20 protein-coding genes and 1 pseudogene are annotated in these 21,915 nt (G+C 60.2%); 9 read left to right on the top strand and 12 right to left on the bottom strand.

Going from position 1 to position 21,915, the window contains the following annotated elements; genetic code table 11:
- The 5 genes and pseudogenes from KGB23_RS13150 to KGB23_RS13130 all read right to left on the bottom strand — a co-directional run.
- Positions 1 to 237 (bottom strand): annotated as a pseudogene (locus tag KGB23_RS13150) (IS110 family transposase); the annotation flags it as partial.
- A gap of 81 nt (positions 238 to 318) precedes the next feature.
- Positions 319 to 1,707, bottom strand: a complete 1,389-nt coding sequence (locus tag KGB23_RS13145) for a M16 family metallopeptidase (protein WP_223431378.1) — start codon at positions 1,705 to 1,707, stop codon at positions 319 to 321.
- 56 nt (positions 1,708 to 1,763) lie between these two features.
- Complete coding sequence (locus KGB23_RS13140; protein WP_223431377.1) at positions 1,764 to 3,422, bottom strand: Na/Pi cotransporter family protein; 1,659 nt, start codon at positions 3,420 to 3,422, stop codon at positions 1,764 to 1,766.
- A 213-nt stretch (positions 3,423 to 3,635) separates the two neighbouring features.
- Positions 3,636 to 4,403, bottom strand: a complete 768-nt coding sequence (locus KGB23_RS13135; RefSeq protein WP_223431376.1) for a TerC family protein — start codon at positions 4,401 to 4,403, stop codon at positions 3,636 to 3,638.
- 85 nt (positions 4,404 to 4,488) lie between these two features.
- Entirely contained in the window at positions 4,489 to 5,796 is a 1,308-nt protein-coding gene (locus KGB23_RS13130) for a CitMHS family transporter (RefSeq protein ID WP_223431375.1), read from the bottom strand.
- A gap of 319 nt (positions 5,797 to 6,115) precedes the next feature.
- Here KGB23_RS13130 and KGB23_RS13125 point away from each other — a divergent pair, with 319 nt between their 5' ends.
- Positions 6,116 to 6,517, top strand: coding sequence for a GFA family protein (locus KGB23_RS13125; RefSeq protein ID WP_223431374.1), 402 nt, complete (start codon positions 6,116 to 6,118; stop codon positions 6,515 to 6,517).
- A gap of 5 nt (positions 6,518 to 6,522) precedes the next feature.
- On the opposite strand, the gene KGB23_RS13120 is transcribed toward KGB23_RS13125, so the two are convergent.
- Entirely contained in the window at positions 6,523 to 6,849 is a 327-nt protein-coding gene (locus KGB23_RS13120; protein WP_223431373.1) for a DOPA 4,5-dioxygenase family protein, read from the bottom strand.
- A gap of 82 nt (positions 6,850 to 6,931) precedes the next feature.
- Between KGB23_RS13120 and KGB23_RS13115 the strand changes: the two genes are divergently transcribed.
- On the top strand, positions 6,932 to 7,597 hold the full coding sequence (locus tag KGB23_RS13115; RefSeq protein WP_223431372.1) for an NAD(P)-dependent oxidoreductase: 666 nt from the start codon (positions 6,932 to 6,934) through the stop codon (positions 7,595 to 7,597).
- A gap of 60 nt (positions 7,598 to 7,657) precedes the next feature.
- Here KGB23_RS13115 and KGB23_RS13110 read toward each other — a convergent pair whose 3' ends face one another.
- Positions 7,658 to 8,608, bottom strand: a complete 951-nt coding sequence (locus tag KGB23_RS13110; protein WP_223431371.1) for a choline sulfate utilization transcriptional regulator — start codon at positions 8,606 to 8,608, stop codon at positions 7,658 to 7,660.
- Positions 8,609 to 8,722: 114 nt separating this feature from the next.
- Here KGB23_RS13110 and betC point away from each other — a divergent pair, with 114 nt between their 5' ends.
- From betC to KGB23_RS13095, 3 genes are all read left to right on the top strand, one after another.
- A complete protein-coding gene (gene betC / locus KGB23_RS13105) occupies positions 8,723 to 10,237 on the top strand; it encodes a choline-sulfatase (protein ID WP_223431370.1) in 1,515 nt (504 codons plus the stop codon).
- 16 nt (positions 10,238 to 10,253) lie between these two features.
- A complete protein-coding gene (choX, locus tag KGB23_RS13100) occupies positions 10,254 to 11,174 on the top strand; it encodes a choline ABC transporter substrate-binding protein (protein WP_150657788.1) in 921 nt (306 codons plus the stop codon).
- A gap of 261 nt (positions 11,175 to 11,435) precedes the next feature.
- Positions 11,436 to 13,004: a SulP family inorganic anion transporter gene (locus KGB23_RS13095; RefSeq protein WP_223431369.1), complete on the top strand. Its 1,569-nt coding sequence runs from the start codon at positions 11,436 to 11,438 to the stop codon at positions 13,002 to 13,004.
- Positions 13,005 to 13,047: 43 nt separating this feature from the next.
- On the opposite strand, the gene aroE is transcribed toward KGB23_RS13095, so the two are convergent.
- A complete protein-coding gene (gene aroE / locus KGB23_RS13090) occupies positions 13,048 to 13,869 on the bottom strand; it encodes a shikimate dehydrogenase (RefSeq protein ID WP_223431368.1) in 822 nt (273 codons plus the stop codon).
- 13 nt (positions 13,870 to 13,882) lie between these two features.
- The gene (gene hemF, locus KGB23_RS13085) at positions 13,883 to 14,797 is read right to left on the bottom strand and encodes an oxygen-dependent coproporphyrinogen oxidase (protein WP_223431367.1); all 915 of its coding nucleotides are present in this window, start codon (positions 14,795 to 14,797) and stop codon (positions 13,883 to 13,885) included.
- A 178-nt stretch (positions 14,798 to 14,975) separates the two neighbouring features.
- On the opposite strand from hemF, the gene KGB23_RS13080 reads away from it, so the two are divergent.
- The gene (locus KGB23_RS13080) at positions 14,976 to 15,953 is read left to right on the top strand and encodes an NADPH:quinone reductase (protein ID WP_111448163.1); all 978 of its coding nucleotides are present in this window, start codon (positions 14,976 to 14,978) and stop codon (positions 15,951 to 15,953) included.
- A 120-nt stretch (positions 15,954 to 16,073) separates the two neighbouring features.
- On the opposite strand, the gene KGB23_RS13075 is transcribed toward KGB23_RS13080, so the two are convergent.
- The 3 genes from KGB23_RS13075 to KGB23_RS13065 all read right to left on the bottom strand — a co-directional run bounded on the left by KGB23_RS13075 (position 16,074) and on the right by KGB23_RS13065 (position 18,891).
- On the bottom strand, positions 16,074 to 16,631 hold the full coding sequence (locus KGB23_RS13075) for an L-threonylcarbamoyladenylate synthase (protein WP_223431366.1): 558 nt from the start codon (positions 16,629 to 16,631) through the stop codon (positions 16,074 to 16,076).
- A gap of 54 nt (positions 16,632 to 16,685) precedes the next feature.
- Positions 16,686 to 17,786, bottom strand: coding sequence for a DNA-processing protein DprA (dprA, locus tag KGB23_RS13070; RefSeq protein ID WP_223431365.1), 1,101 nt, complete (start codon positions 17,784 to 17,786; stop codon positions 16,686 to 16,688).
- Between the two features lie 79 nt (positions 17,787 to 17,865).
- The gene (locus KGB23_RS13065; RefSeq protein ID WP_223431364.1) at positions 17,866 to 18,891 is read right to left on the bottom strand and encodes a LysM peptidoglycan-binding domain-containing protein; all 1,026 of its coding nucleotides are present in this window, start codon (positions 18,889 to 18,891) and stop codon (positions 17,866 to 17,868) included.
- A gap of 172 nt (positions 18,892 to 19,063) precedes the next feature.
- Between KGB23_RS13065 and def the strand changes: the two genes are divergently transcribed.
- The 3 genes from def to rsmB are packed head-to-tail and all read left to right on the top strand — an operon-like array spanning position 19,064 to position 21,894.
- Positions 19,064 to 19,570 carry a peptide deformylase gene (gene def, locus KGB23_RS13060; protein ID WP_008155676.1) on the top strand — a complete coding sequence of 169 codons (507 nt, stop codon included), beginning with the start codon at positions 19,064 to 19,066 and terminating at the stop codon, positions 19,568 to 19,570.
- Between the two features lie 57 nt (positions 19,571 to 19,627).
- Positions 19,628 to 20,587: a methionyl-tRNA formyltransferase gene (gene fmt, locus KGB23_RS13055; RefSeq protein ID WP_223431363.1), complete on the top strand. Its 960-nt coding sequence runs from the start codon at positions 19,628 to 19,630 to the stop codon at positions 20,585 to 20,587.
- Positions 20,584 to 21,894, top strand: coding sequence for a 16S rRNA (cytosine(967)-C(5))-methyltransferase RsmB (gene rsmB, locus KGB23_RS13050; protein ID WP_134421100.1), 1,311 nt, complete (start codon positions 20,584 to 20,586; stop codon positions 21,892 to 21,894). The genes fmt and rsmB overlap by 4 nt, the downstream gene beginning before the upstream one ends.
- Positions 21,895 to 21,915: the final 21 nt, after the last annotated feature.

The following is a 21,915-nucleotide window of genomic DNA, read 5'->3' as shown; positions in this document are numbered from 1 at the left end:
TCGTGCCCATGCCTGAGCGCCTGGCCCGGTTTCCACCAACACCGTCACGCTCGCTGGAAGCTTATGAAGAAATGCCTGAAAGGCCTCACGTGACTTGATTCGATTCTCGAACAACACCTGACCGAGAGCATCCTCCCCGGCCAACTGAAAGACTCTTTTGGCAAGATCCACCGCAACTGTGGTGCATGCCGCCAGATCGGCTGACAAAGACTGATTGATCGTCGTATGCTTTTTCATGGCCTCGCCCTCGCTGTCGTTGGCTTCTATAAGAATGCCACCGTGGCGCACAGACGCCTCGGCTTGGGCGAGTCCATTCAATTACACGGTTCGCGGTGCCCTTCGATGCAAGCGCCAACCCATCAGCATCAATATGCTGAGCCCCAGCACCCCGGCAATCGCCCACACAAACAGATCATCACTGATCAACGGCTGTTCGATCCGCAGGTAGCCCGGCTGCATCAGCAATTCACGCATGGCCTTATTTGCTTCCTCCAGCGTCACCCCTTGCAGTTCCTTGGCCGGGTTGGCGAAACGGCCGTCCTCGTAGTCCCCAAGGGCACTCCAGTAATAATCGGCCAACGCGCTGTTGCCTTGCACGGCCCAGGCCTGGCGGGCGATGGCGGCCTGCTTTAGGCGGTTGAAGGTGTTGGCATTGAGACCGTCCCTGAGCAACCCGGCCTTCAGATCATCCAGCACCTGTTCGGCCTCGGGCACGTCGTCGCGCTCAAGGTCTGCGTTCAGGCTCATGAAGCCCACACCGCCAAACACCTCGCGCTCGACCGAAGGCCCGTAGGACAAGCTATGAGTCAGGCGCAGTTGGCGGTAGAGCGCCCAGTCCAGATAGTCCTTGAGCAAGTCGAAGGTTTCGTCATGCTGATCCTCCAGCACCGGCTCCGGTACCAGCCAATGCAACTTGGCACTGCCGCCGACAAAACCGTGACTCAGGGTGCGCTCATGGGCAGCACTGACCTGGATCGCCGGCAGGGGCAGGTGATCGGTCGGGTCGACCGCTTGAAGCGCGCCATAAGACCGTTCCAGATAGGCCGGCAGCAACCGCTCGAGATCGCCGACCACGATCAGGGTCATGTTGTTGGGCGCGTACCAGGCCTTGCGTACCTTTTCCAGCTGATCGCGGGTCAGGTGATCGACCTCAGGCCGCTCGGGGCATTTAAGGCCCAGTTCCACCGCCAGCTGATTACTCGCCGTGTGGCCAAGGTCCTGGCGATCCAGCCAGCGTTGCAGGTGCGAGTAATGGCCGCCGTCTTCGCGCTCGACCACTTGTTTGGCGGCGTTGATGGCGTTGTCGTCGATTCGGGTCTGGGTCAGCAGCGCCAGCAGCAGGTCGAGGACCTTGCGCTGGTTTTTCGCCGGGGCTTCGATGACGAACGTCGTGTCGGCATTGCTGGTGTAGGCGTTCCACTCGCCACCCAGGGCCTGCATGCGTTCTTCCAGCCCGCCTTCGCCCGTGGCGTCGATGCCGCTGAACAGCAAGTGCTCAAGCAGGTGCGGCAGTTCCTTGTCGGCGCAGCTGAAATCATCGATACCGACGCCGACCACCAGACGAATCGCCACATGCCCGCGCTCGGTGCCAGGTTTGAGCATCAATTGCAGGCCGTTGGGCAGCGTATAGCCCTCGACCTGAAAGCGATCCAGGGCAAATGAAGGGAATGAGCCAAGCAACAGACAGGCGAACAACAAACAACGCATAACGAGTTTCCATACGGCTAGCGTAAGTTCAACAGACTTCAGGCAACTGTGGACGTTCAGGGTGAATGAGTGATGTCAGCGAATTCGTCGACCGCCAGAGCACCGGTGTCGGAAGTTTCCAGCACCACATAGGCGCTGCTGCAAAACAGCGAATTCAGACGCTTCATGTCGGCAATCAACTCAAGGTGCAACGAGCTGGTTTCGATACTTTGCACGATCTTACGTTGCAATCGGCTGACGTGAGCATGGGCCAGGCGCCGTTCCTGTGCGCGAAAGCGACGTTTCTCACGCAGTAACTGGCGGGCACTTTCCTTATCAGCACTGAGGAACACCGACAACCCCAGGCGCAGATTGGATATCAACTGAGTGTGCAGCCCCGCCAACTCTTCCAGGCCGACCTCGGAAAAAGACCGGCGCTGAGAGGTTTTCTGCTGCTGGACCTTGCGCAACATGCGTTCGATGAGGTCGCTGGCGAGTTTAAGGTTGATCGCCAGCTCGATGATTTCCGCCCAGCGCCGGCTGTCCTGCTCACTGAGGTCTTCGCGGGGCATTTGCGCCAGATACAGTTTGATCGCGCCATAGAGCGATTCCACATCATCGGTCAGGCGCCGCATTTCCTGGGTAATGGCGGTTTGCTTGCCGTTCAGCACGTCGAGCATGGCCTCGAGCATGTTGTCGATCAGGTCGCCGATGCGCAGGGTTTCCCGGGCGGCATTGGCCAGCGCCAGGCTGGGCGTGACCAGCGCTGTCGGATCAAGATGCCGCGGTTTGGCAGTGCCGTTGGCTTGCGGGCGCTCCGGCAGCACCCACGCACAGAACCTGGCCATCGGTCCGACACTCGGCAGCAAGATCAGGCAGCGCGCGGTGTTGTAGAGCAGGTGAAAGCCGATGACCATTTCCTGAGGGCTGAAGTCCAGACTGTCGATCCAGTGCACCAACGGGTCGAGTACCGGGATGATCAGCAACAGGCCGATCAACTTGTACAGCAGGCTGCCCAACGCCACCTGACGGCCGGCGGCGTTTTGCATGCTGGTGCTGAGGAAGGCGAGGATGCCGCTGCCGATGTTGGCGCCGATCACCAGGCCGATGGCCACGGGCAGGCTGATCACTGCGGCACCGGCCAGGGTCGCGGTCAGCAGGACGGCGGCCAGACTGGAGTAGGAAACCATCGCAAACAGCGCGCCGACCAGGGCATCCAGCAGGATGTCGCCGGTCAGTGAGGCGAAAATCACCTTCACGCCTTGGGCCTGGGTAATCGGCGCGGCAGCCTCGACGATCAGTTGCAGCGCCAGAATGATCAGCCCCAGGCCGATGCTGACCCGGCCCATCTGGCCCAGTCGGGTCTGTTTGCGCGACAGGAAGAAAATCACCCCGAGAAAGATCAGCAGCGGTGACAGCCATGACAGGTCAAAGGTCAGCACCCGCGCCATCAGCGCGGTACCGACGTCGGCCCCGAGCATGGTCGCCAGGGCCGGGGTCAGCGCCATCAGGCCCTGACCGACAAAGGAGGTGACGAGCATGGCGGTGGCGTTGCTGCTCTGGACCATCGCCGTCACGACGATCCCCGAGATGAACGCCAGCCAGCGCTTGGACATGTTCCGGCCAATCACATGGCGCAGGTTGGAACCGTAGACCCGCAGGATGCCGGTTCGGACGATGTGCGTGCCCCAGATCAACAAGGCCACGGCAGATAACAAATTGAGCAGGGTGAGCATGCTGGCCCCCTGTGGTGGTAGCGCCCCAAAGGGGCAAGTTGACGGTGCCGCGCGTTCTTCTACGTTCTGTACTTAAGCTGTAGTTGGCTAACGGTCTGCGCGCCAGCATCGCACAGCTAAAGTAGCGATTGAAACAAAACTGTCATAAAAACAGCTTGATGCAGATATGAAAAAAGGGCCCGAAGGCCCCTTTGTCATCACATGGCATTCGGGTTATTGACCCGGAATGTCCTTGCGCAGTTTCACCGGATCCTGCTGCTTGCGCTTTTTCATCATCGCGGTGCGCATCTTGATGTTGATCGCTTCCACCGCCAGCGAGAACGCCATGGCGAAGTAGACGTAGCCTTTTGGAACGTGAACGTCAAAAGACTCAGCAATCAGCACAGTACCGACGATCAACAGGAACGACAGCGCCAGCATCTTCAACGACGGGTGCTTGTCGATGAACTCGCTGATGGTGCCCGAAGCCCACATCATCACCAGCACGGCAACGACGATCGCCGCGACCATGACCGGTACGTGGGACACCATGCCCACGGCGGTGATGACCGAGTCCAGCGAGAACACGATGTCGATGATCGCGATCTGAATGATGGTGTAGAGGAAGTTGCCGCCCTTGCCGCCCGGCTCCTCATTGGTTTCGTCTTCACCTTCCAGCGCGTGGTACATCTCTTGCGAGCTCTTCCACAGCAGGAACAGACCACCGAAGAACAGGATCAGGTCACGCCCGGAAATGCCTTGGCCGAACACTTCGAACAGGTCCGCGGTGAGGCGCATGACCCAGGTGATCGACAGCAGCAACAGGATCCGCGTGACCATGGCCAGCGCCAGGCCGAAAATCCGCGTGCGCGCCTGCATGTGCTTGGGCATGCGGCTGACCAGGATCGAAATCATGATGATGTTATCGATACCCAGGACGATTTCCAGGGCGGTCAGGGTGAAGAAGGCAACCCAGATTTCAGGGTTGGTCAGCCATTCCATGTGTATTCCTTTGTGCGAGTGTTAAACCACGAAGGGCCCGGGCTTCAAACAACAAAGCCTGGACCCTTCATGGTGAGTCTTGGGCTTATAGAGTGCTGAACAGCGGAAAAATCCCCATCAGCAAAGCGGCGATCAGTATGCACATGCAAACCAGCACTGCCCACTTCAGGGTGAAACGCTGGTGATCACCGAAGTCGATACCGGCCAGGGCCACCAACAGGTAGGTCGATGGTACCAGCGGGCTCAGCAAGTGGACGGGCTGACCGACGATCGAGGCACGTGCCATTTCAACCGCGGTTATACCGTAATGGCTGGCGGCTTCCGCAAGTACCGGTAACACGCCGTAATAAAATGCATCGTTCGACATGAAGAACGTGAACGGCATGCTCACCAGTGCAGTGATCACTGCCAGGTACGGGCCGAGGAAGTCCGGGATGACCGCCAACAGGCTTTTCGACATCGCATCGACCATGCCGGTGCCCGTCAGGATACCGGTGAAGATACCGGCCGCGAAGATCAAACCGACCACGGCCAGCACGCTACCGGCGTGAGCCGCGACGCGGTCTTTCTGCTGCTGCAGGCATGGGTAGTTGACGATCATTGCGATACTGAATGCCACCATGAACAGCACCGGCAGCGGCAATAGACCGGCCACCAGGGTGCCCATCAGGGCCAGGGTCAGGGCACCGTTGAACCAGATCAAATTCGGACGACGGGCATCCGGGAATTGCGAAACGCTGATTTCACTGTGGTCGATTTCATCGCCCACCAGATGCAGCTCACCCAGGCGCGCACGCTCACGCTTGCCATAGAAGTAGGCAATCATGAGGATGGCCAGCACCCCGAAAGCCATCGCCGGAATCATCGGTACGAAGATGTCGGACGGGTCCACGTGCAGCGCACTGGCCGCACGAGCGGTCGGCCCGCCCCAAGGCGTCATGTTCATCACGCCACCGGCGAGGATGATCAGGCCGGCCATGATCCGCGGGCTCATGCCGATACGGGCGTAGAGCGGCAGCATGGCGGCCACGCAGATCATATAAGTGGTGGCGCCATCACCGTCCATGGACACGATCAGCGCCAGTACGGCGGTGCCGACCGAAACTTTCAACGGGTCGCCCTTGACCAGTTTGAGGATCTTGCGCACGGCAGGGTCGAACAGGCCGGAGTCGATCATCAGGGCGAAGTACAGAATGGCGAACATCAGCATCACACCGGTCGGTGCGAGCTTGGTGATGCCTTCGAGCATCATCGGGCCGATCTTCGGCGCAAAACCGCCGAACAGTGCGAACAGGATCGGAATGATGATCAGAGCGATCAGCGCGGACAGGCGCTTGGTCATGATCAGGAACATGAACGTGATGACCATGGCAAAGCCAAGGAAAGTCAGCATGGGAATACTCCAGGCATAGCGCGGCTAGGGAATGGGCGAACCGGGTGGGTCAGCGCAGAACGGGAAGCACGAGGCGTATGGGCGGAGTGACAGCGAAGCGGCGGATAGAAGAGGACATCAGGATCACCATTGTTGTTGTTAAATGGACCGTGCAAGCAATCAAACACTCACGTTGGCCAACCGGTCTGTTGCCGGCAGTGGGGGCGATCCTAATCGGGGAAGCTTTCAGCCAGCTTTCGCGGATGAAAGCATTGACCAGATGTGCAACCGGTCGTCGGACGGGTTCAATGTCCCTGAATACGGGGCAGGAGGAAAAAACATGGCCGAAATTCATACGGGCGGCTGCCATTGCGGACATCTGCGCTATCAATTCAGCGGGCCTTTGCACGACATCGCCCACTGTCATTGTTCGATTTGCCGACGGGTCAGCGGCGGGATCGTGACCACCTGGATCACCGTGCCCGCGTCAGCCTTTGAATGGGTGAAAGGGACGCCGGCGCAGTACGACTCTTCAACAACCTGCGTGCGGTATTTCTGCGACAACTGTGGGGCGCAGCTAGCGCTGGTCTCGCACCTGAGCCCGGACAGCATCGACGTGACCATCGCCACCCTCGATCATCCCGAGCAGGCACCCGCCGAAAAACATATCTGGACTGACAACCGTCTGCCCTGGCTGCATCTGGATGAACATTTGCCCGGCGAAGCTGAGGAACAGTTGTAAACTGATCAAAAAATAGACAGATCCAGTGGCCGAATCGCGCCCATCCAGATGGCATGCTCGGTGTGGTCGAGCAGATCGTCGCCGGTGTCCGGGTGCAGGAACACCACCAAACCCTTGCGGTTGAGCGCAAGCCAGGGCAGCACGTCGCCGATGTATTGCGGCTCGAAAGCCAACTGGCAGCTCCAGTCCGGGTGCGGGCCCACCGGGCGTTCATGGACGCGCCCCATCCTCACTGGAAACAGTTGCGCCGCCTGCTCACACAAGGCTCGCGCCTGAGGAAGGGTGCTGGCGTTGAAGTAGACATGGGCGTGGTAGCCCTTGATCTGCTGCATTTGAAACCCTCTGAACCGAGTCGAACCGGCGTCGTTTCCCACAGGTCACACGCCATAAAGATAGGAAGAACGGAGCACGGCCATGAAAAATGCCGAAACCCCGGTGGTGAAAGTGGTGCTTTATGGTGCCATGAGTAGCCTGGGCAGTGCGCTGATGGCTGAAATGCTGCGGCGCCAACATGAAGTGATCGCGATTATCGATGATTTGACGGCGCTCGCGCCGCGCCCGGGATTGCGGACCAAATCCGGTGATTTGTTCGACGCCAAGCGGGTCAAGCAGAGCGTCGCCGGCTGTTCGGCGGTGATCTGTCTGCTGGATGCACCAGGGTTGCCGATGAACAGCGAGCACGTGGAGAAATCCATCGTGCCCGGCCCGGTCGAGCAAGTGCTGGCGGTGGATGCTCTGATCGATGGCATGCAGGCCTCGGGGATTGCCCGGTTGTTTCTGGTGGGCGATTTCGAGGTATTGGACGATCCGGAGATAGAAGATCGACTGCAACGCCACGCCGCCGAAGAAATCCGCGAGGCCCTGCAAAGCAGCACCTTGCACTGGACGCTGGTCAATGCGCCGCGCGGGGTGGCCGGGCTGACCATCGAGCATTTCAGCCACGTCAGCCGCAGCCTGGAGCCGGGCCTCGCCGAACCGCTTGAACGGTTGAGCCGGGTGGCCGTGGGGATTGCCGATGAGTTGCGGTTGAACCTGCATGTCGGCGAACACGTGAATTTCGTTGCGACTTCAGAATCGTAAAGATCGATGCCGATACGCGGAGCCCTGTAGGAGCTGCCGCAGGCTGCGATCTTTTCGCTTCTAAACGGCAATCGACGGCAACGGTAGGCCATTCAACGATTGCGCACTGCTGGCCTGCTCAGCCATCAGCCAGTCCACAAACTGTTGAATCAGCGCACCACGCCGTTTCCGCTGGGGCAGGACCACGTAATAGCCGAGCCTGGAAATGACCGTTTCCGCGATCGGTCGACACAACAAACCTTGCGCCAGCAAGTTATCCACAAGGTGTCGCCACCCAATCGCCACGCCCTGGCCGCCAATCGCCGCCTGGATCAACAGCGTGTAATTGTCGAAGCGCAATTGCCCAGGCGCAGGTGCCGAAGCGATCCCCAACTCCCGAAACACGCCGCTCCAGTCGAACCAGTTGCTGCTGTTTTCGCCTCGAAGGTGCAGCAGCGGAAACTCGAGCAATGACTGGGAGGGCAAGGGCAGGGGACGATCCTTCAACAGCAACGGGCTGCACACCGGAAATACTTCCTCGCTGAACAGCCAATGGCTTTCGCCCTGTTTGAATCGGCCATCACCAAACAACACCGCCACATCAATATCGGTGCGCAGCATGTTGAGGCTGCGTTCGCTGGTGACCAGGCTGACGTCCACTTGAGGATTGGCGGCATGGAAGCGATGCAGACGCGGCATCAGCCAATACGCGGCGAAGGCGAAATCGGTGGCGACCTGCAACACTTCATGTTGGTGCTGTGCGCTGATCGCGCTCAATCCTGCGTCGATGTTCTGCAATCCGAGCTGAACCTGCTCAAACAGGATCGTCCCGGCCTCAGTCAGTTCGATGCCGCGATAGATCCGGTCGAACAGCCGCGTCCCGAGTTGTTCTTCCAACCGTTTGATCTGCTGGCTGATGGCCGGTTGCGTGGTGCCGAGCTCCACCGCGGCCGCCGTGAAGCTGCGCTGACGGGCCGCTGCTTCGAAGGCGCGAAGCAAATCCAGAGACAAATCACCAAGGGTGTCATACATAAGCTGTGCTTATCCTAGTCATTGCCGCGCATGGGCTTTACCACAAATTGCTTGGGCTACATGCTCGATCGCAGCACTCTCGCATAAATATTCACTATGGAATGCCGCGATCACATGAAGCGCAAGAATATTCTTTTCATCATGGCCGATCAGATGGCCGCGCCAATGTTGCCGTTCTACGGCCCTTCGCCCATCAAACTGCCCAATCTCAGCCGCCTCGCCGCCGAAGGCGTGGTGTTCGACGCCGCTTATTGCAACAGCCCACTGTGTGCGCCGTCGCGTTTTACCCTGGTCAGCGGTCAGTTGCCGAGCAAGATCGGCGCCTACGACAACGCGGCCGATTTCCCCGCCGACGTACCGACTTATGCCCACTACCTGCGTCGACTCGGCTACCGCACCGCGCTGTCGGGCAAGATGCATTTCTGCGGCCCGGATCAGCTGCACGGCTATGAAGAACGCCTGACCAGCGACATCTACCCGGCCGATTACGGCTGGTCTGTGAACTGGGACGAGCCGGACGTGCGTCCAACCTGGTTTCACAACATGTCTTCGGTACTGCAAGCCGGGCCATGTGTACGCACCAATCAGCTGGATTTCGACGAAGAGGTGGTGTTCAAGGCCCAGCAGTATTTGTTCGATCACATCCGGGAAGATGGCGATCAGCCGTTCTGCCTGACCGTTTCGATGACCCACCCACACGATCCGTACACCATTCCCAAGGCTTTCTGGGATATGTATGACGACGCAGATATCCCGTTGCCTGAAACCCCGGCGCAGACCGAACTTGATCCGCACTCCCAGCGTTTGCTCAAAGTTTACGACCTGTGGGACAAACCGTTGCCTGTGGATAAGATTCGCGATGCGCGCCGGGCATACTTCGGTGCGTGCAGCTATATCGATAGCAACGTCGGCAAACTCCTGCAAACACTCGAGGAAACCGGTCTGATCGATGACACCATCATCGTGTTCTCCGGCGACCACGGCGACATGCTCGGCGAGCGTGGGCTCTGGTACAAAATGCATTGGTACGAAATGGCCGCCCGCGTGCCGCTGTTGATCAGTGCGCCGGGGCAATTCGGGGCTGGCCGGGTCAGCGCGGCGGTCTCCACCGCCGATCTGTTGCCGACCTTCGTCGAACTGGCCGGCGGTTCGCTGGAGCCTGGGCTGCCGCTGGATGGCCGCTCGCTGGTCTCGCACCTGCAAGGGCAGGGCGGTCATGACGAGGTCTTCGGCGAGTACATGGCTGAAGGCACCATCAGCCCGCTGATGATGATTCGCCGCGGCGCCTACAAATTCATCTACAGCGAAGACGATCCTTGCCTGCTCTTCGACGTACACAACGACCCGCGCGAACTGGAAGAACTCAGCCAATCGCCGCAACATCGGTTGCTTTTCGAAGAATTTTTCGCCGAAGCCCGGGCCAAATGGGATATCCCGGCGATCCATCAACAAGTGCTCGCCAGCCAGCGACGCCGACGTTTTGTCGCCGAGGCGTTAACCATCGGTAAGCTGAAGAGCTGGGATCACCAGCCACTGGTGGACGCCAGTCAGCAGTACATGCGCAACCACATCGACCTCGACGATCTGGAGCGTAAAGCACGTTATCCACAACCCTGCCAAAACCAATAATGTTAAGGGGAATGCCATGCGTAGGTTATCCACAGCAATGACGGTCGGGCTTCTGGCTCTGGGCAGTGCATCGGCCTATGCCGATCAGAGTTGCGAGACGGTGAAAATGGCCGACCCTGGCTGGAGCGATATCGCCGCGACCAACGCCATCACCGGGTTTCTGCTGGACGGCATGGGCTACAAGGCCAAAGTCGACACGCTTGCAGTGCCGATCACCTTTGGCGGCTTGAAAGATGGCCAGGTCGATGTGTTTCTGGGTAACTGGATGCCGGCGCAGCAGGGTTTCTACGACAAGTTCGTGGCCACCGGCGATGTCACGCAACTGGCAAAGAACCTCGACGGCACCGAATTCACCCTCGCGGTCCCGGATTACGTTTGGGACGCGGGTGTGCATAACTTTTCCGACCTGAACAAGTACGCCGACAAGTTCGACAAGAAGATCTATGGCATCGGCTCCGGCGCTCCCGCCAACATCTCCTTGCAGGAAATCATCAAGAAGAACGACTTCGACATGGGCCAGTGGAAACTGGTCGAGTCCAGCGAGCAGGCCATGCTGGCCGAAGTGTCCCGCGCGGTGAAAAAACAGAAGTTCGTGACCTTCCTCGGCTGGACCCCACACCCGATGAACGTGCAACTGAAAATGCATTACCTCAAGGGCGGCGAGAAGTACTTCGGCGACACCGGCAGCGTCCATACCCTGACCCGCAAAGGTTATGCACAGGCCTGCCCGAACGTTGGCAAACTGCTCACCAACCTGAGTTTCACCCAGGACATGGAGAACAGCATCATGGCCGAGGTGGTGAACAAGAAGGTCAGCAATGCTGATGCGGCCAAGGCGTGGATCAAGGCTAATCCGGCGGTACTGGATAAGTGGCTGGATGGGGTGAAGACAGTGGATGGGAAGGATGCGTTGGGGGCGGTGAAAGCGAAGCTTTGATGGATCGATCCTGAGTATTGTGTCTGACTCAGGATCCACCCCTCACCCCAGCCCTCTCCCCATAGGGGAGAGGGGGAAAGGGAGCAGATCTCCGGTGTTTTTCAGACCTGAGTTCGCCTCGTTATCTCAGGTCGCAGTATTCCGAACATTCAACACGGTCAGTCCCCTCGCCCCTCTGGGGAGAGGGTTAGGGTGAGGGGGCGATCTCCCTGGCAGTCCCCACCCTGCTACCCTTGCGCAAACCCCCACCCGAGAGGACCCATGGCCTTCCCAAGCCGCCATTCACTCTTCCCCTTCCTTAGCTGGATGCCCCGGCAAACCCGCGCCAGCGTCGGTCGCGACCTGATCGTCGGCCTCAGCGGTGCGATTCTCGCGTTGCCGCAATCCATTGCCTACGCGCTGATCGCCGGTCTCCCACCTGAATACGGTCTGTACGCTGCGATTATCCCGGTGCTGATCGCCTGTCTCTGGGGTTCTTCATGGCACTTGATCTGCGGTCCTACGGCGGCGATTTCTATTGTCTTGTATGCCAGCGTCAGTCCGCTGGCCGTTCCTGCGTCAGAGGACTACGTCACCCTGATCCTGTTGCTGACGCTGCTTGCCGGCATTTTCCAGTGGCTGCTCGGTTTGCTGCGCTTCGGCGCCTTGGTGAATTTCGTCTCGCACTCGGTGGTGCTGGGTTTCACCCTCGGCGCGGCGGTGGTGATTGCCATCGGCCAACTGCCGAATCTGTTGGGGCTGGACTTGCCCAACCAGGCAACAGCGCTGAACAGCTTGATGATGCTGTTCAGTCATCTTGGCGAAGTGGATAAACCGTCGCTAATGCTGGGCCTGGCGACGGTCGTCGTGGGCGTGATCCTGAAATTGCTCCTGCCGCGCTGGCCGACGCTATTGATCACCCTGGTACTGAGCGGATTGCTGGTCTGGCTCTGGCCATCGATGTTCGGTCATGTGAAGTTGGTCAGCGCATTTGTCGGGCGGTTGCCGCCTTTCAGCCCGCTGCCGCTGGATCTGGACCTGATTCTGCGCTTGCTACCCAGCGCGGTGGCGGTGGGCATGCTCGGGCTGGTCACCAGTCTGTCAATTGCCCGATCCTTGTCGGCCCGCTCCCAGCAGTTGCTCGACGCCAATCAGGAAGTCCGCGCCCAGGGTTTATCGAACATGGTGGGTGCGTTTTTTTCCGGATCACTGTCAGCCGGTTCCTTCACCCGCTCGGGCCTGAGCTACGAAGCGGGTGCCTGCTCGCCGATGGCCGGCGTTTTTTCGGCGGTGTGGGTGGCGCTGTTCGCCATCTTCGGCGCGAATTTGATCGCGCACATTCCGATCCCGGCCATGGCCGGCAGTATTTTGTTGATCGCCTGGGGTCTGGTGGATCATCGCGGCATTCGCGCGTTGTTGCGGGTCAGTCGCGCCGAGTTCCTGGTCATGGCGCTGACCTGTGTCGCCACGCTGCTGCTGGAATTGCAGACCGCAATCTACGCCGGGGTGCTGGCTTCGCTGTTCTTCTACCTCAAACGCACCTCACAACCGCGAGTTCAGCATTGGCGGGATGGGGATGAAGACATTCTGCGGGTTGGCGGTTCGATCTTTTTCGGCGCCAGCCATTACCTGCAAGTACGCCTGCAACGGATGCACGGCGCGCGCGTGGTGATCGAGGCGCAACAGATCAACTTCATCGACTATTCAGGCGTGGAGATGCTGCACCAGGAAGCGCGACGGCTATTGCGCCAGGATCGCAGCCTGACCCTGCGGCGTGCGCGGCCGCAGGTGGTGGAAGAGTTACGGAAGCTGGAAGGGGCGGAGAAATGCCCGATCCGGTTTGAGGACTGATCCGAAATCGGTGTCGCGGCCATTCGACTTGCTCGCGAAGCTTTTAAAGGGCCAACTGGCGGCGGAGTTCGGCCAGCACCGGCGCCGTGTCCGGCCGCACGCCGCGCCACAGGAAGAAGGCTTCTGCCGCTTGTTCCGCGAGCATCCCCAAGCCATCCATCGACACCGCCGCGCCATGTTCACTGGCCCAACGGCAGAACGAGGTCGGCTCCTTGCCGTACATCATGTCGTAGCACACCGTCTTGCCCGGTTCGATCAAACTGCTGGCAATCGGCGGTACATCCCCTGACAGACTGGCGGATGTCGCGTTGATGATCAGATCGACCGACTCCTTCAACCAATCGAAACCACTGGCCGACACCGGCCCCAGGTCCGCGAACAATTCCGCCAACAGTTCGGCTTTTTCCACCGTGCGGTTGGCGATGACCACCGAGGCAGGTTGCTCGGCCAGCAACGGCTCCAGCGCACCGCGCACCGCGCCGCCAGCACCGAGCAGCAGGATGCGTTTGCCCTTGAGGCTGAAACCGGCGTTGACCGTCAGGTCCCGCACCAGTCCGGCGCCATCGGTGTTGTCGCCCAGCAGGCTGCCATCCGCGAGTTTGCTCAGGGTGTTCACCGCACCGGCGCGTTGCGCCCGCGCCGTCAGACTGTTCGCCAGACGATAGGCCTCTTCCTTGAACGGCACCGTCACATTCGCCCCGCGACCCTCGAGGAAAAACGTTCGGGCGCAGGTGGAAAAATCGTCGAGGGGCGCCAGCAACGTGCTGTAGTCCAGTTTTTGAGCCGTCTGCTCGGCGAACAGACGGTGGATCAGCGGCGACTTGCTGTGGCCAATCGGGTTACCGAATACGACATAACGGTCCATCAGGATTCCTCGTTCAGGCGTTGGCCAACCAATCGCGGTCTTGCAGGAAGTACTCGGTCAGCCGTGCTTCTTCACTGCCCGGCTCGGCTTTCCAGTCGTAGCTCCAGCGTACTTGCGGTGGCAGGGACATCAGGATCGACTCGGTACGCCCGCCCGATTGCAGACCGAACAACGTGCCGCGGTCGTAGACCAGGTTGAATTCAACGTAGCGCCCACGGCGGAATTCCTGGAATTCACGCTGTTTGGCGGTAAACGCATCATTTTTGCGGCGCTGCACGATCGGCAGGTAGGCGTCGATGAACGCATCACCGATGGCACGCATGAAAGCGAAGCTGGTGTCGAAGTCCCACTCGTTCAAGTCATCGAAAAACAGGCCGCCGATGCCGCGCGGCTCGTGGCGATGCTTGATGTGGAAATAGCTGTCGCACCAGGCCTTGTAGCGCGGGTAAACATCCGGACCGAACGGCGCACAGGCCTGTTCGGCAACGCGGTGCCAATGCACGCAGTCTTCTTCATTGCCGTAATAAGGGGTCAGGTCGAAGCCGCCGCCAAACCACCAGACTGGTTCTTCACCTTCTTTTTCAGCGATGAAAAAGCGCACGTTGGCGTGGGACGTCGGCACATACGGGTTGTGCGGGTGAATGACCAAAGACACGCCAAGGGCTTCGAAGCCACGGCCAGCCAACTCTGGCCTATGGGCGCTGGCGGACGGAGGAAGACCGCTGCCGAAGACGTGGGAAAAATTGACGCCGCCCTTTTCGATGACCGCGCCGTTTTCGATCACCCGGGTGCGACCGCCACCGCCGGCAGGTCGGGTCCAGGCGTCTTCGACGAACTGCGTGCCGCCGTCTTCAGCTTCGAGGGCCGCGCAAATGCGGTCTTGCAGGTCGAGCAGGTAGGCTTTTACGGCCTCGGTGCGGGTCGTCATGTCATCACCTTGAATCGGGCAAAGCTACGCGGCGCTCCATGGGAGCGGGGCCGGCGCAAATGGGCGCGTAGCATAACATCGCAGATGGACCTGCCGCAGTTGACGAAGATCAAGCTTGGGAGTTCGATAGGGAGCTTCGCGCTACAAATCCAGTAGCCAAGACCTAAGGAGAGTTCTGATGGCCAAGCGTATCCAGTTCCGCGCCCATGGCGGCCCCGAAGTACTCGAGTATGTCGATTACCAACCCGCCGAGCCTGGCCCGCAGCAGGTTCGCGTGACCAACAAGGCCATCGGCCTGAATTTCATCGACACCTATTACCGCAGCGGCCTCTATGCCCCGCCAGCCCTGCCATCGGGCCTGGGCTCGGAAGGCGCGGGCGTGGTCGAGGCGGTGGGCAGTGAAGTCACCCGGTTCAAGGTCGGTGATCGCGTGGCGTACGGCAGCGGTCCATTGGGCGCCTACAGCGACGTTCACGTGTTGCCGGAAGCCAACCTGGTGCATCTGCCGGACGCGATCAGCTTCGAACAGGCCGCCGGCGTGATGCTCAAGGGCCTGACCGTGCAGTACCTGCTGCGTCAGACGTATGAACTCAAGGGTGGCGAAACCATCCTGTTTCACGCTGCCGCGGGTGGCGTCGGCTCCCTGGCCTGCCAATGGGCCAAGGCCTTGGGCGTGAAGTTGATCGGCACGGTCAGCTCACCAGAGAAAGCCGCACTGGCCAAGGCCAACGGCGCTTGGGCGACCATCGATTACAGCCATGAAAACGTCGCACAGCGCGTACTGGAATTGACTGACGGGAAAAAAGTCCCGGTGGTGTACGACGGCGTGGGCAAGGACACTTGGCTGACTTCGCTTGATAGCGCGGCGCCTCGCGGTCTGGTGGTGAGCTTCGGCAATGCGTCCGGTGCGGTAGACGGGGTGAATCTGGGGATTCTCTCGGCGAAGGGTTCGCTGTACGTGACCCGCCCTACGCTCGCGACCTACGCCAACAATGCCGAGAACCTGCAGCGTATGGCGGATGAGCTGTTTGAGATGATCATCAGCGGCAAGTTGAAGGTGGACATCAGCCAGAAATATCCATTGGCCGAAGCGGCGAAGGCGCAGACCGAGTTGTCGGCGCGGCGTACGACTGGTTCGACTGTTTTGTTGCCTTGAAGACGCCTTCGCGAGCAAGCCCGCTCCCACATTTAACCTCATTCCGCTGAGGAAACCCGGTCAACTGTGGGAGCGGCGGTGCGACGATTCGACTTGCTCGCGAATAGCCGCACCTCGGTCTTAATCCGGGCGGATGACGTGGCCGGTCGCCAGATCGCGAATCACGCTCGGATTCTTGCGCCCACCCAGATTCCCACCCAACACGTAATCCACCTGCCCACGGAAATACTGCTCGACGCGAATCCGCGTCCGCGCCGCCGGTTGGCCCTGCGGGTTGGCCGACGTTGAAACCAACGGCCCGACCACCGCGCACAAATCCCGCACCAACGGGTGATCGCTGACCCGCAGCGCCACCGTTTCATGCACGCCGGTAATCCACTGCGGCAACATATTCTGATGCGGCACCAGCCAGGTGTTCGGCCCTGGCCAGGTGCTGGCCATGCGATCCATCCACAATTCAGGAAAGTCTTCGAAGAGGAAGTCGAACTGGCGAATGTTGTCGGCCACCAGAATCAACCCTTTTTCCACCGACCGACCCTTGATCGCCAGCAGACGATAGACCGCCTCTTCGTCCCACGGGTCGCAACCCAGGCCCCAGACCGCTTCGGTTGGGTAGGCAATCACCGCGCCTGCGCGAATGGCTCGTGCGGCTTGTTGCACACGCCAACTGTTGACCATGAAAAACTCTCCGGAATAAGGCTCTGCGCAGTTTACCGATCTTCCTTGTAAAACCTAGCTCACCCGCGCAAACCAGCGCCCGCTTTCGCAGACCGCCCGGCCATCCATTTCCAGCTCCGTCAGCGCTGCCAGCACTTTTGGCAAGGCCCAGCCGCTGGTGACGGACAACGCTTCACTGGTGTGGGGCGCGGCATGCAGCAGCATGAGCAACGGATGTGTCACTGCTGGTGTCGCTGTGGATAACGGCAACCGTTGCCAGCCACGCAAGGCTTCGAGGATATGCTCGATGGTTTCTACCAGCACCGCGCCGTCGCGGATCAGCTGATGACAACCCTTTGCGCCCGGGTGGTGGATCGAACCTGGAATCGCATACACCTCGCGGCCCTGTTCCGCCGCCAGCCTCGCGGTGATCAGCGAACCGCTGGCGATACTTGCCTCGACCACCAGCACGCCGAGGGATAAACCGCTGATGATTCGATTGCGCCGGGGGAAGTTGCTGGCGCTGGGACCAGCGTCCAGCGGGAACTCCGAAAGCACCGCGCTGCCCGAAGCGATCATGGCATCTGCCAGCCGTCGATTGCGCTGTGGATAAAACTTTTCAAGCCCCGTGCCAAGTACACCGACCGTTCGCCCGCCCACGTCCAAAGCGGCTTGATGGGCGGCGGCATCAATGCCCAAGGCCAGACCGCTGGTAATGACAAAACCGGCACCGGCCAGACTGCGGGAAAAAGCAGCGGCGGTGTCCATGCCCGGCCGCGAAGCGCGACGGCTGCCGACCATCGCCAGCTGCGGTTTTTCCAGAATTCCCGGATCGCCCGCCACGAATAACAGCGGCGGCGCATCACTGATTTCCGCCAGCAGTGCCGGATAGTCAGGTTGGTCCCACATCAGTAAATGCTGGCTCGGACGCTCTAACCAGGCCAATGCATGGCTCGCGCCATCACGGATTTCACTGGAGCGCCTGGCCTCCGCGCAAGCGAGGGGCAAACCCAACGAACGCCAGGCACTGGCCGGCGCGCTGATTGCCTTGGACGCCGAGCCGAAGGCCTCAAGCAATTTCTTGAATCGCGCAGGGCCGAGTTCCGGCAGGCGATGCAAACGTAAACGAGCTTCCAGTTCCGCAGGGGAAACCGGTGCAAAAGCAGACAGCGACATGGATCATCCTTGATCGTTATGAGCCCCGTTCAAACGGGAATAAGCTGTGGATAACTCTGTTGGTAACTTGTTGAGCCTGTTAAGGATTTCGCACCTTGTCCAGCACCGCCAGGGAGCGTGATGCATAGAGCACCAGCCCGTAGCTGAGCTTGTCGTAGGTGCGGAAAACCATCAGCAAACCGGCGCGCTCATCCGGGATTTTCAGTGGCTGACCGGTGATCCGGTCACGCACGGTCTCGCCGGTTTTCATCACCACCAACACGTTGCCTTCGGCCAGGCCATCGCGCTGGCCCTTGTTCAGCGTGACCACATCCAGCGCGCCAATCTGGGTAACCCCGCGCGGCACATCGATGATCAGCCCGTTGATCTCGGTTTTTGGCGCACTGGGCATGAAGGTCGAGTTGATCGAGCGCTCTTCACCGCTGAACAAGCGGTCGCCGAGGCGGACTTCCTGAGTGGTGCGTTGCAGCGCCAGGGTGGCGACGTCGCCTTCGGTGGCCACAATCTCGCCACCGCCGATATCGTCGGCATTGATCCCCAAAAATTCTTTACTGACAGGATCGGTGTAGACCTTGCCCTGACGGAAGATGCCGTAAACCGGTTGAGCCGGGTCGAAGTGACCGCGAGCGAAGATTCGGTCACCGGTGCCACTGAGCACGCGTTCGGCATCGCCGGCGACGATATAAGGCGCCTTGTCGAAGTCCTCGACCTTGTCGATGATGCGGTTGCTCAGCAGAAAGCTGTTGATCGATTGCAGCGGAATGCTCGGGATAGCATCGGCAACCGCGCTGCTGCGGATGCGTGGCGAAAGCTTGATGGTGCCCCTGGAAGCGCCGCGATTGAGGGTCAGGCGTGGCTGCCCGTTGACGTAGACCAGCGACAGCGAGTCGCCGGGGTAAATCAGATTGGGGTTTTCGATCTGTGGATTGGCCTGCCAGAGTTCCGGCCATTTCCATGGTTCACGAAGGTATTTCCCCGATATGTCCCAAAGCGTGTCACCCGATACCACGGTGTATTGCTGTGGAAAACCTTCCTTGAGTTGCACTTGCCCGTGCGCCAAACCGGCCGAGGCCAGAAGGAGCAAGGCGAGTAGTGATTTCCTCATGCGGTGAATCCCTTTATTATGTGCATTCGCGTAGAACGCCAGAGCCCTCGTGGCTCGCTCCCGACTCTTTACCAAAAAGAGCAGGAAGCTACGTTTTACAACGGTAGCCTGCATCTTCGGACCCGCCAGGCCATCGACCCGACATTACCTCACATGTGCAGCAATTGAGCTTATGGCCATTTTAGACATCCTCGAATTCCCCGACTCGCGCCTGCGCACTATCGCCAAACCTGTGGCCGTAGTGGACGACGAAGTGCGTCAGTTGGTCGATGACATGTTTGAAACAATGTATGAAGCGCCAGGCATCGGCCTCGCCGCGACCCAGGTCAACGTGCACAAACGTATCGTCGTGATGGACCTCTCCGAAGACCGCAGCGAACCACGGGTGTTCATCAACCCCGAGTTCGAAACCCTGACCGACGAGATGGAGCAATATCAGGAAGGCTGCCTCTCGGTGCCGGGCTTCTACGAAAACGTCGATCGCCCACAGAAGGTTAAAGTCAAGGCTCTGGACCGCGACGGCCAGCCTTACGAACTGATCGCCGAAGGCTTGCTCGCGGTGTGCATCCAGCATGAATGCGACCACCTGAATGGCAAATTGTTCGTTGACTACCTGTCCAATCTCAAACGCGACCGAATCAAGAAGAAACTGGAAAAGCTCCATCGCCAGAACGCTTGATGCCCTCCTTTCAAAGGCTTGCTGCGGCAAGCCTTTTTCTTTTGCGAGACCTTTTGAATGACTGAGCCACTGCGCATCGTCTTTGCCGGCACCCCGGAATTCGCCGCCGAACACCTCAAGGCCCTGCTCGACAGCCCTTACGAGATCGTCGCGGTCTACACCCAACCGGACCGTCCGGCGGGCCGTGGGCAAAAGTTGATGCCAAGTCCGGTCAAGCAGTTGGCTCTGGAAAACAACATTCCTGTGCTGCAACCGCCAACCCTGCGCAACGAAGACGCTCAGGCTGAACTGGCCGCGCTCAAGCCGGACTTGCTGGTGGTGGTCGCCTACGGCCTGATCCTGCCGCAAGTGGTGCTGGATATTCCGCGTTTGGGTTGCATCAACAGCCACGCCTCCTTGCTGCCACGCTGGCGCGGAGCGGCGCCGATCCAGCGCGCCGTTGAAGCGGGCGACAACGAGAGCGGCGTGACCGTGATGCGCATGGAACTGGGCCTCGACACCGGGCCGATGCTGCTGAAAGTCACCACCCCGATCACCGGTGAAGACACCGGCGGCAGCCTCCACGACCGTCTGGCGGAAATGGGCCCGCCAGCGGTGATTCAGGCGATCGCCGGCCTCGCCGCCGGCACACTGGAAGGCGAAGTGCAGGACGACAGCCTCGCCACTTATGCTCACAAATTGAACAAAGATGAAGCGCGCATCGACTGGAGCCGCCCGGCGGTTGAGCTGGAACGTCTGGTCCGCGCCTTCAATCCATGGCCGATCTGCCACAGCACGCTAAATGGCGAAGCGCTGAAAGTGCTGGCCGCGAGCCTCGCCGAAGGGCAGGGCGCACCGGGGGAAATCCTCAGCGCCAGCAAGGACGGTTTGATCGTCGCCTGCGGTGAACAAGCCCTGTGTCTGACTCGTCTGCAATTGCCCGGCGGCAAGGCGCTGAACTTCAGCGACTTGTTCAACAGCCGTCGTGAGAAATTCGCCGTCGGTACCGCTCTCGGTCAAGCGGCGGACGCTCAATGAATCCACGTCTGGCCGCCGCCAAGGCACTTGCTGCTGTTCTTAACGGAAAAGCCTCACTCAACAGTTCGCTGCCGACACAAATGGACAAGGTCGAAGACCGCGATCGCGGCTTCACCCAGGACCTGGCGTTCGGCACCGCGCGCTGGCAGCCACGTTTGTCGGCGCTGGCGGCCAAGTTGCTGCAGAAGCCGTTCAAGGCAGCCGACGCAGATGTCGAGGCGCTGTTGCTGGTCGGTCTCTACCAGTTGCTCTACACCCGGGTTCCGGCCCATGCCGCCATCGGTGAAACCGTAGGTTGCGCCGACAAGCTGAAAAAACCCTGGGCCAAGGCCTTGCTCAACGCCGTGCTGCGCCGCGCCCAGCGTGAAAGCGAAGCGCTGCTGGCCGAGCTGGAACACGATCCGGTGGTGCGCACTGCCCACCCGCGCTGGCTGCAAAAATCCCTCAAGGCGTTTTGGCCTGAGCAGTGGGAAGCCATTTGCGCAGCGAACAACGCGCATCCGCCGATGATCCTGCGGGTCAACCGTCGTCATCACAGCCGCGATGCTTACCTCGGGTTGCTGACTGACGCCGGCATCGCCGCCACGCCGTGTGTTTACAGTCAGGACGGCATCATTCTCGACGCCGCTGCCGACGTGCGCAGCTTGCCGGGTTTCGCCGAAGGCTGGATCAGCGTGCAGGACGAAGCCGCGCAACTGGCCGCCGATCTGCTCGACCTGGCACCGGGCCAACGGGTGCTGGACGCCTGCTGTGCACCGGGAGGAAAGACCTGCCACATCCTTGAAGCCGAGCCGGCACTCGCCGGTGTGGTGGCGGTGGACCTGGAAGCCAAGCGTCTGGTGCGGGTACGGGAAAACCTCGCCCGCCTGGGCCTGAGCGCCGAACTGATCGCCGCCGACGGCCGCGACACCGCGACCTGGTGGGATGGCAAGCCGTTCCAGCGCATTCTGCTGGACGCGCCATGCTCGGCCACCGGTGTGATTCGTCGTCACCCGGACATCAAGCTGACTCGCCAACCCGATGACATCGCCGCACTCGCGGTTCTCCAGGGTGAACTGCTCGATGCCATGTGGATAACTTTGGAGGTCGGCGGCATCCTGCTTTACGCCACCTGCTCCACGCTGCCGACCGAGAACACCGAAGTCATCGAAGCCTTCCTCGCTCGCACGCCGGGCGCCCGTGAACTGGACCTCGCGACTCAAGCCGGTATCAAGCAACCTCACGGTCGCCAATTGCTGGCCCAGGAAGGCGGGCACGACGGGTTCTACTACGCCAAGCTGATCAAGATCGCCGCCGCGCGCGGTTAATGGGTTTTAAGGGAGTGACTG

The organism is Pseudomonas sp. GL-B-26, from assembly GCF_019947405.1.
Taxonomy (GTDB): domain Bacteria; phylum Pseudomonadota; class Gammaproteobacteria; order Pseudomonadales; family Pseudomonadaceae; genus Aquipseudomonas.
Note: the sequence above shows the minus strand (reverse complement) of the source record. Positions and strands in the feature narration are given on the sequence as shown.

Bases quoted from the DNA above. Each gene is read 5' to 3' on its own strand.
- choX (WP_150657788.1), top strand. From the start codon at position 10,254: ATGCGTAGGTTATCCACAGCAATGACGGTCGGGCTTCTGGCTCTGGGC.
- def (WP_008155676.1), top strand. From the start codon at position 19,064: ATGGCCATTTTAGACATCCTCGAATTCCCCGACTCGCGCCTGCGCACT.
- KGB23_RS13080 (WP_111448163.1), top strand. From the start codon at position 14,976: ATGGCCAAGCGTATCCAGTTCCGCGCCCATGGCGGCCCCGAAGTACTC.
- rsmB (WP_134421100.1), top strand. From the start codon at position 20,584: ATGAATCCACGTCTGGCCGCCGCCAAGGCACTTGCTGCTGTTCTTAAC.
- dprA (WP_223431365.1), bottom strand. From the start codon at position 17,786: ATGTCGCTGTCTGCTTTTGCACCGGTTTCCCCTGCGGAACTGGAAGCT.
- KGB23_RS13145 (WP_223431378.1), bottom strand. From the start codon at position 1,707: ATGCGTTGTTTGTTGTTCGCCTGTCTGTTGCTTGGCTCATTCCCTTCA.
- KGB23_RS13075 (WP_223431366.1), bottom strand. From the start codon at position 16,631: ATGGTCAACAGTTGGCGTGTGCAACAAGCCGCACGAGCCATTCGCGCA.
- KGB23_RS13110 (WP_223431371.1), bottom strand. From the start codon at position 8,608: ATGTATGACACCCTTGGTGATTTGTCTCTGGATTTGCTTCGCGCCTTC.
- aroE (WP_223431368.1), bottom strand. From the start codon at position 13,869: ATGGACCGTTATGTCGTATTCGGTAACCCGATTGGCCACAGCAAGTCG.
- KGB23_RS13120 (WP_223431373.1), bottom strand. From the start codon at position 6,849: ATGCAGCAGATCAAGGGCTACCACGCCCATGTCTACTTCAACGCCAGC.
- fmt (WP_223431363.1), top strand. From the start codon at position 19,628: ATGACTGAGCCACTGCGCATCGTCTTTGCCGGCACCCCGGAATTCGCC.
- KGB23_RS13135 (WP_223431376.1), bottom strand. From the start codon at position 4,403: ATGGAATGGCTGACCAACCCTGAAATCTGGGTTGCCTTCTTCACCCTG.
- KGB23_RS13115 (WP_223431372.1), top strand. From the start codon at position 6,932: ATGAAAAATGCCGAAACCCCGGTGGTGAAAGTGGTGCTTTATGGTGCC.
- hemF (WP_223431367.1), bottom strand. From the start codon at position 14,797: ATGACGACCCGCACCGAGGCCGTAAAAGCCTACCTGCTCGACCTGCAA.
- KGB23_RS13125 (WP_223431374.1), top strand. From the start codon at position 6,116: ATGGCCGAAATTCATACGGGCGGCTGCCATTGCGGACATCTGCGCTAT.
- KGB23_RS13065 (WP_223431364.1), bottom strand. From the start codon at position 18,891: ATGAGGAAATCACTACTCGCCTTGCTCCTTCTGGCCTCGGCCGGTTTG.
- KGB23_RS13140 (WP_223431377.1), bottom strand. From the start codon at position 3,422: ATGCTCACCCTGCTCAATTTGTTATCTGCCGTGGCCTTGTTGATCTGG.
- KGB23_RS13095 (WP_223431369.1), top strand. From the start codon at position 11,436: ATGGCCTTCCCAAGCCGCCATTCACTCTTCCCCTTCCTTAGCTGGATG.
- KGB23_RS13130 (WP_223431375.1), bottom strand. From the start codon at position 5,796: ATGCTGACTTTCCTTGGCTTTGCCATGGTCATCACGTTCATGTTCCTG.
- betC (WP_223431370.1), top strand. From the start codon at position 8,723: ATGAAGCGCAAGAATATTCTTTTCATCATGGCCGATCAGATGGCCGCG.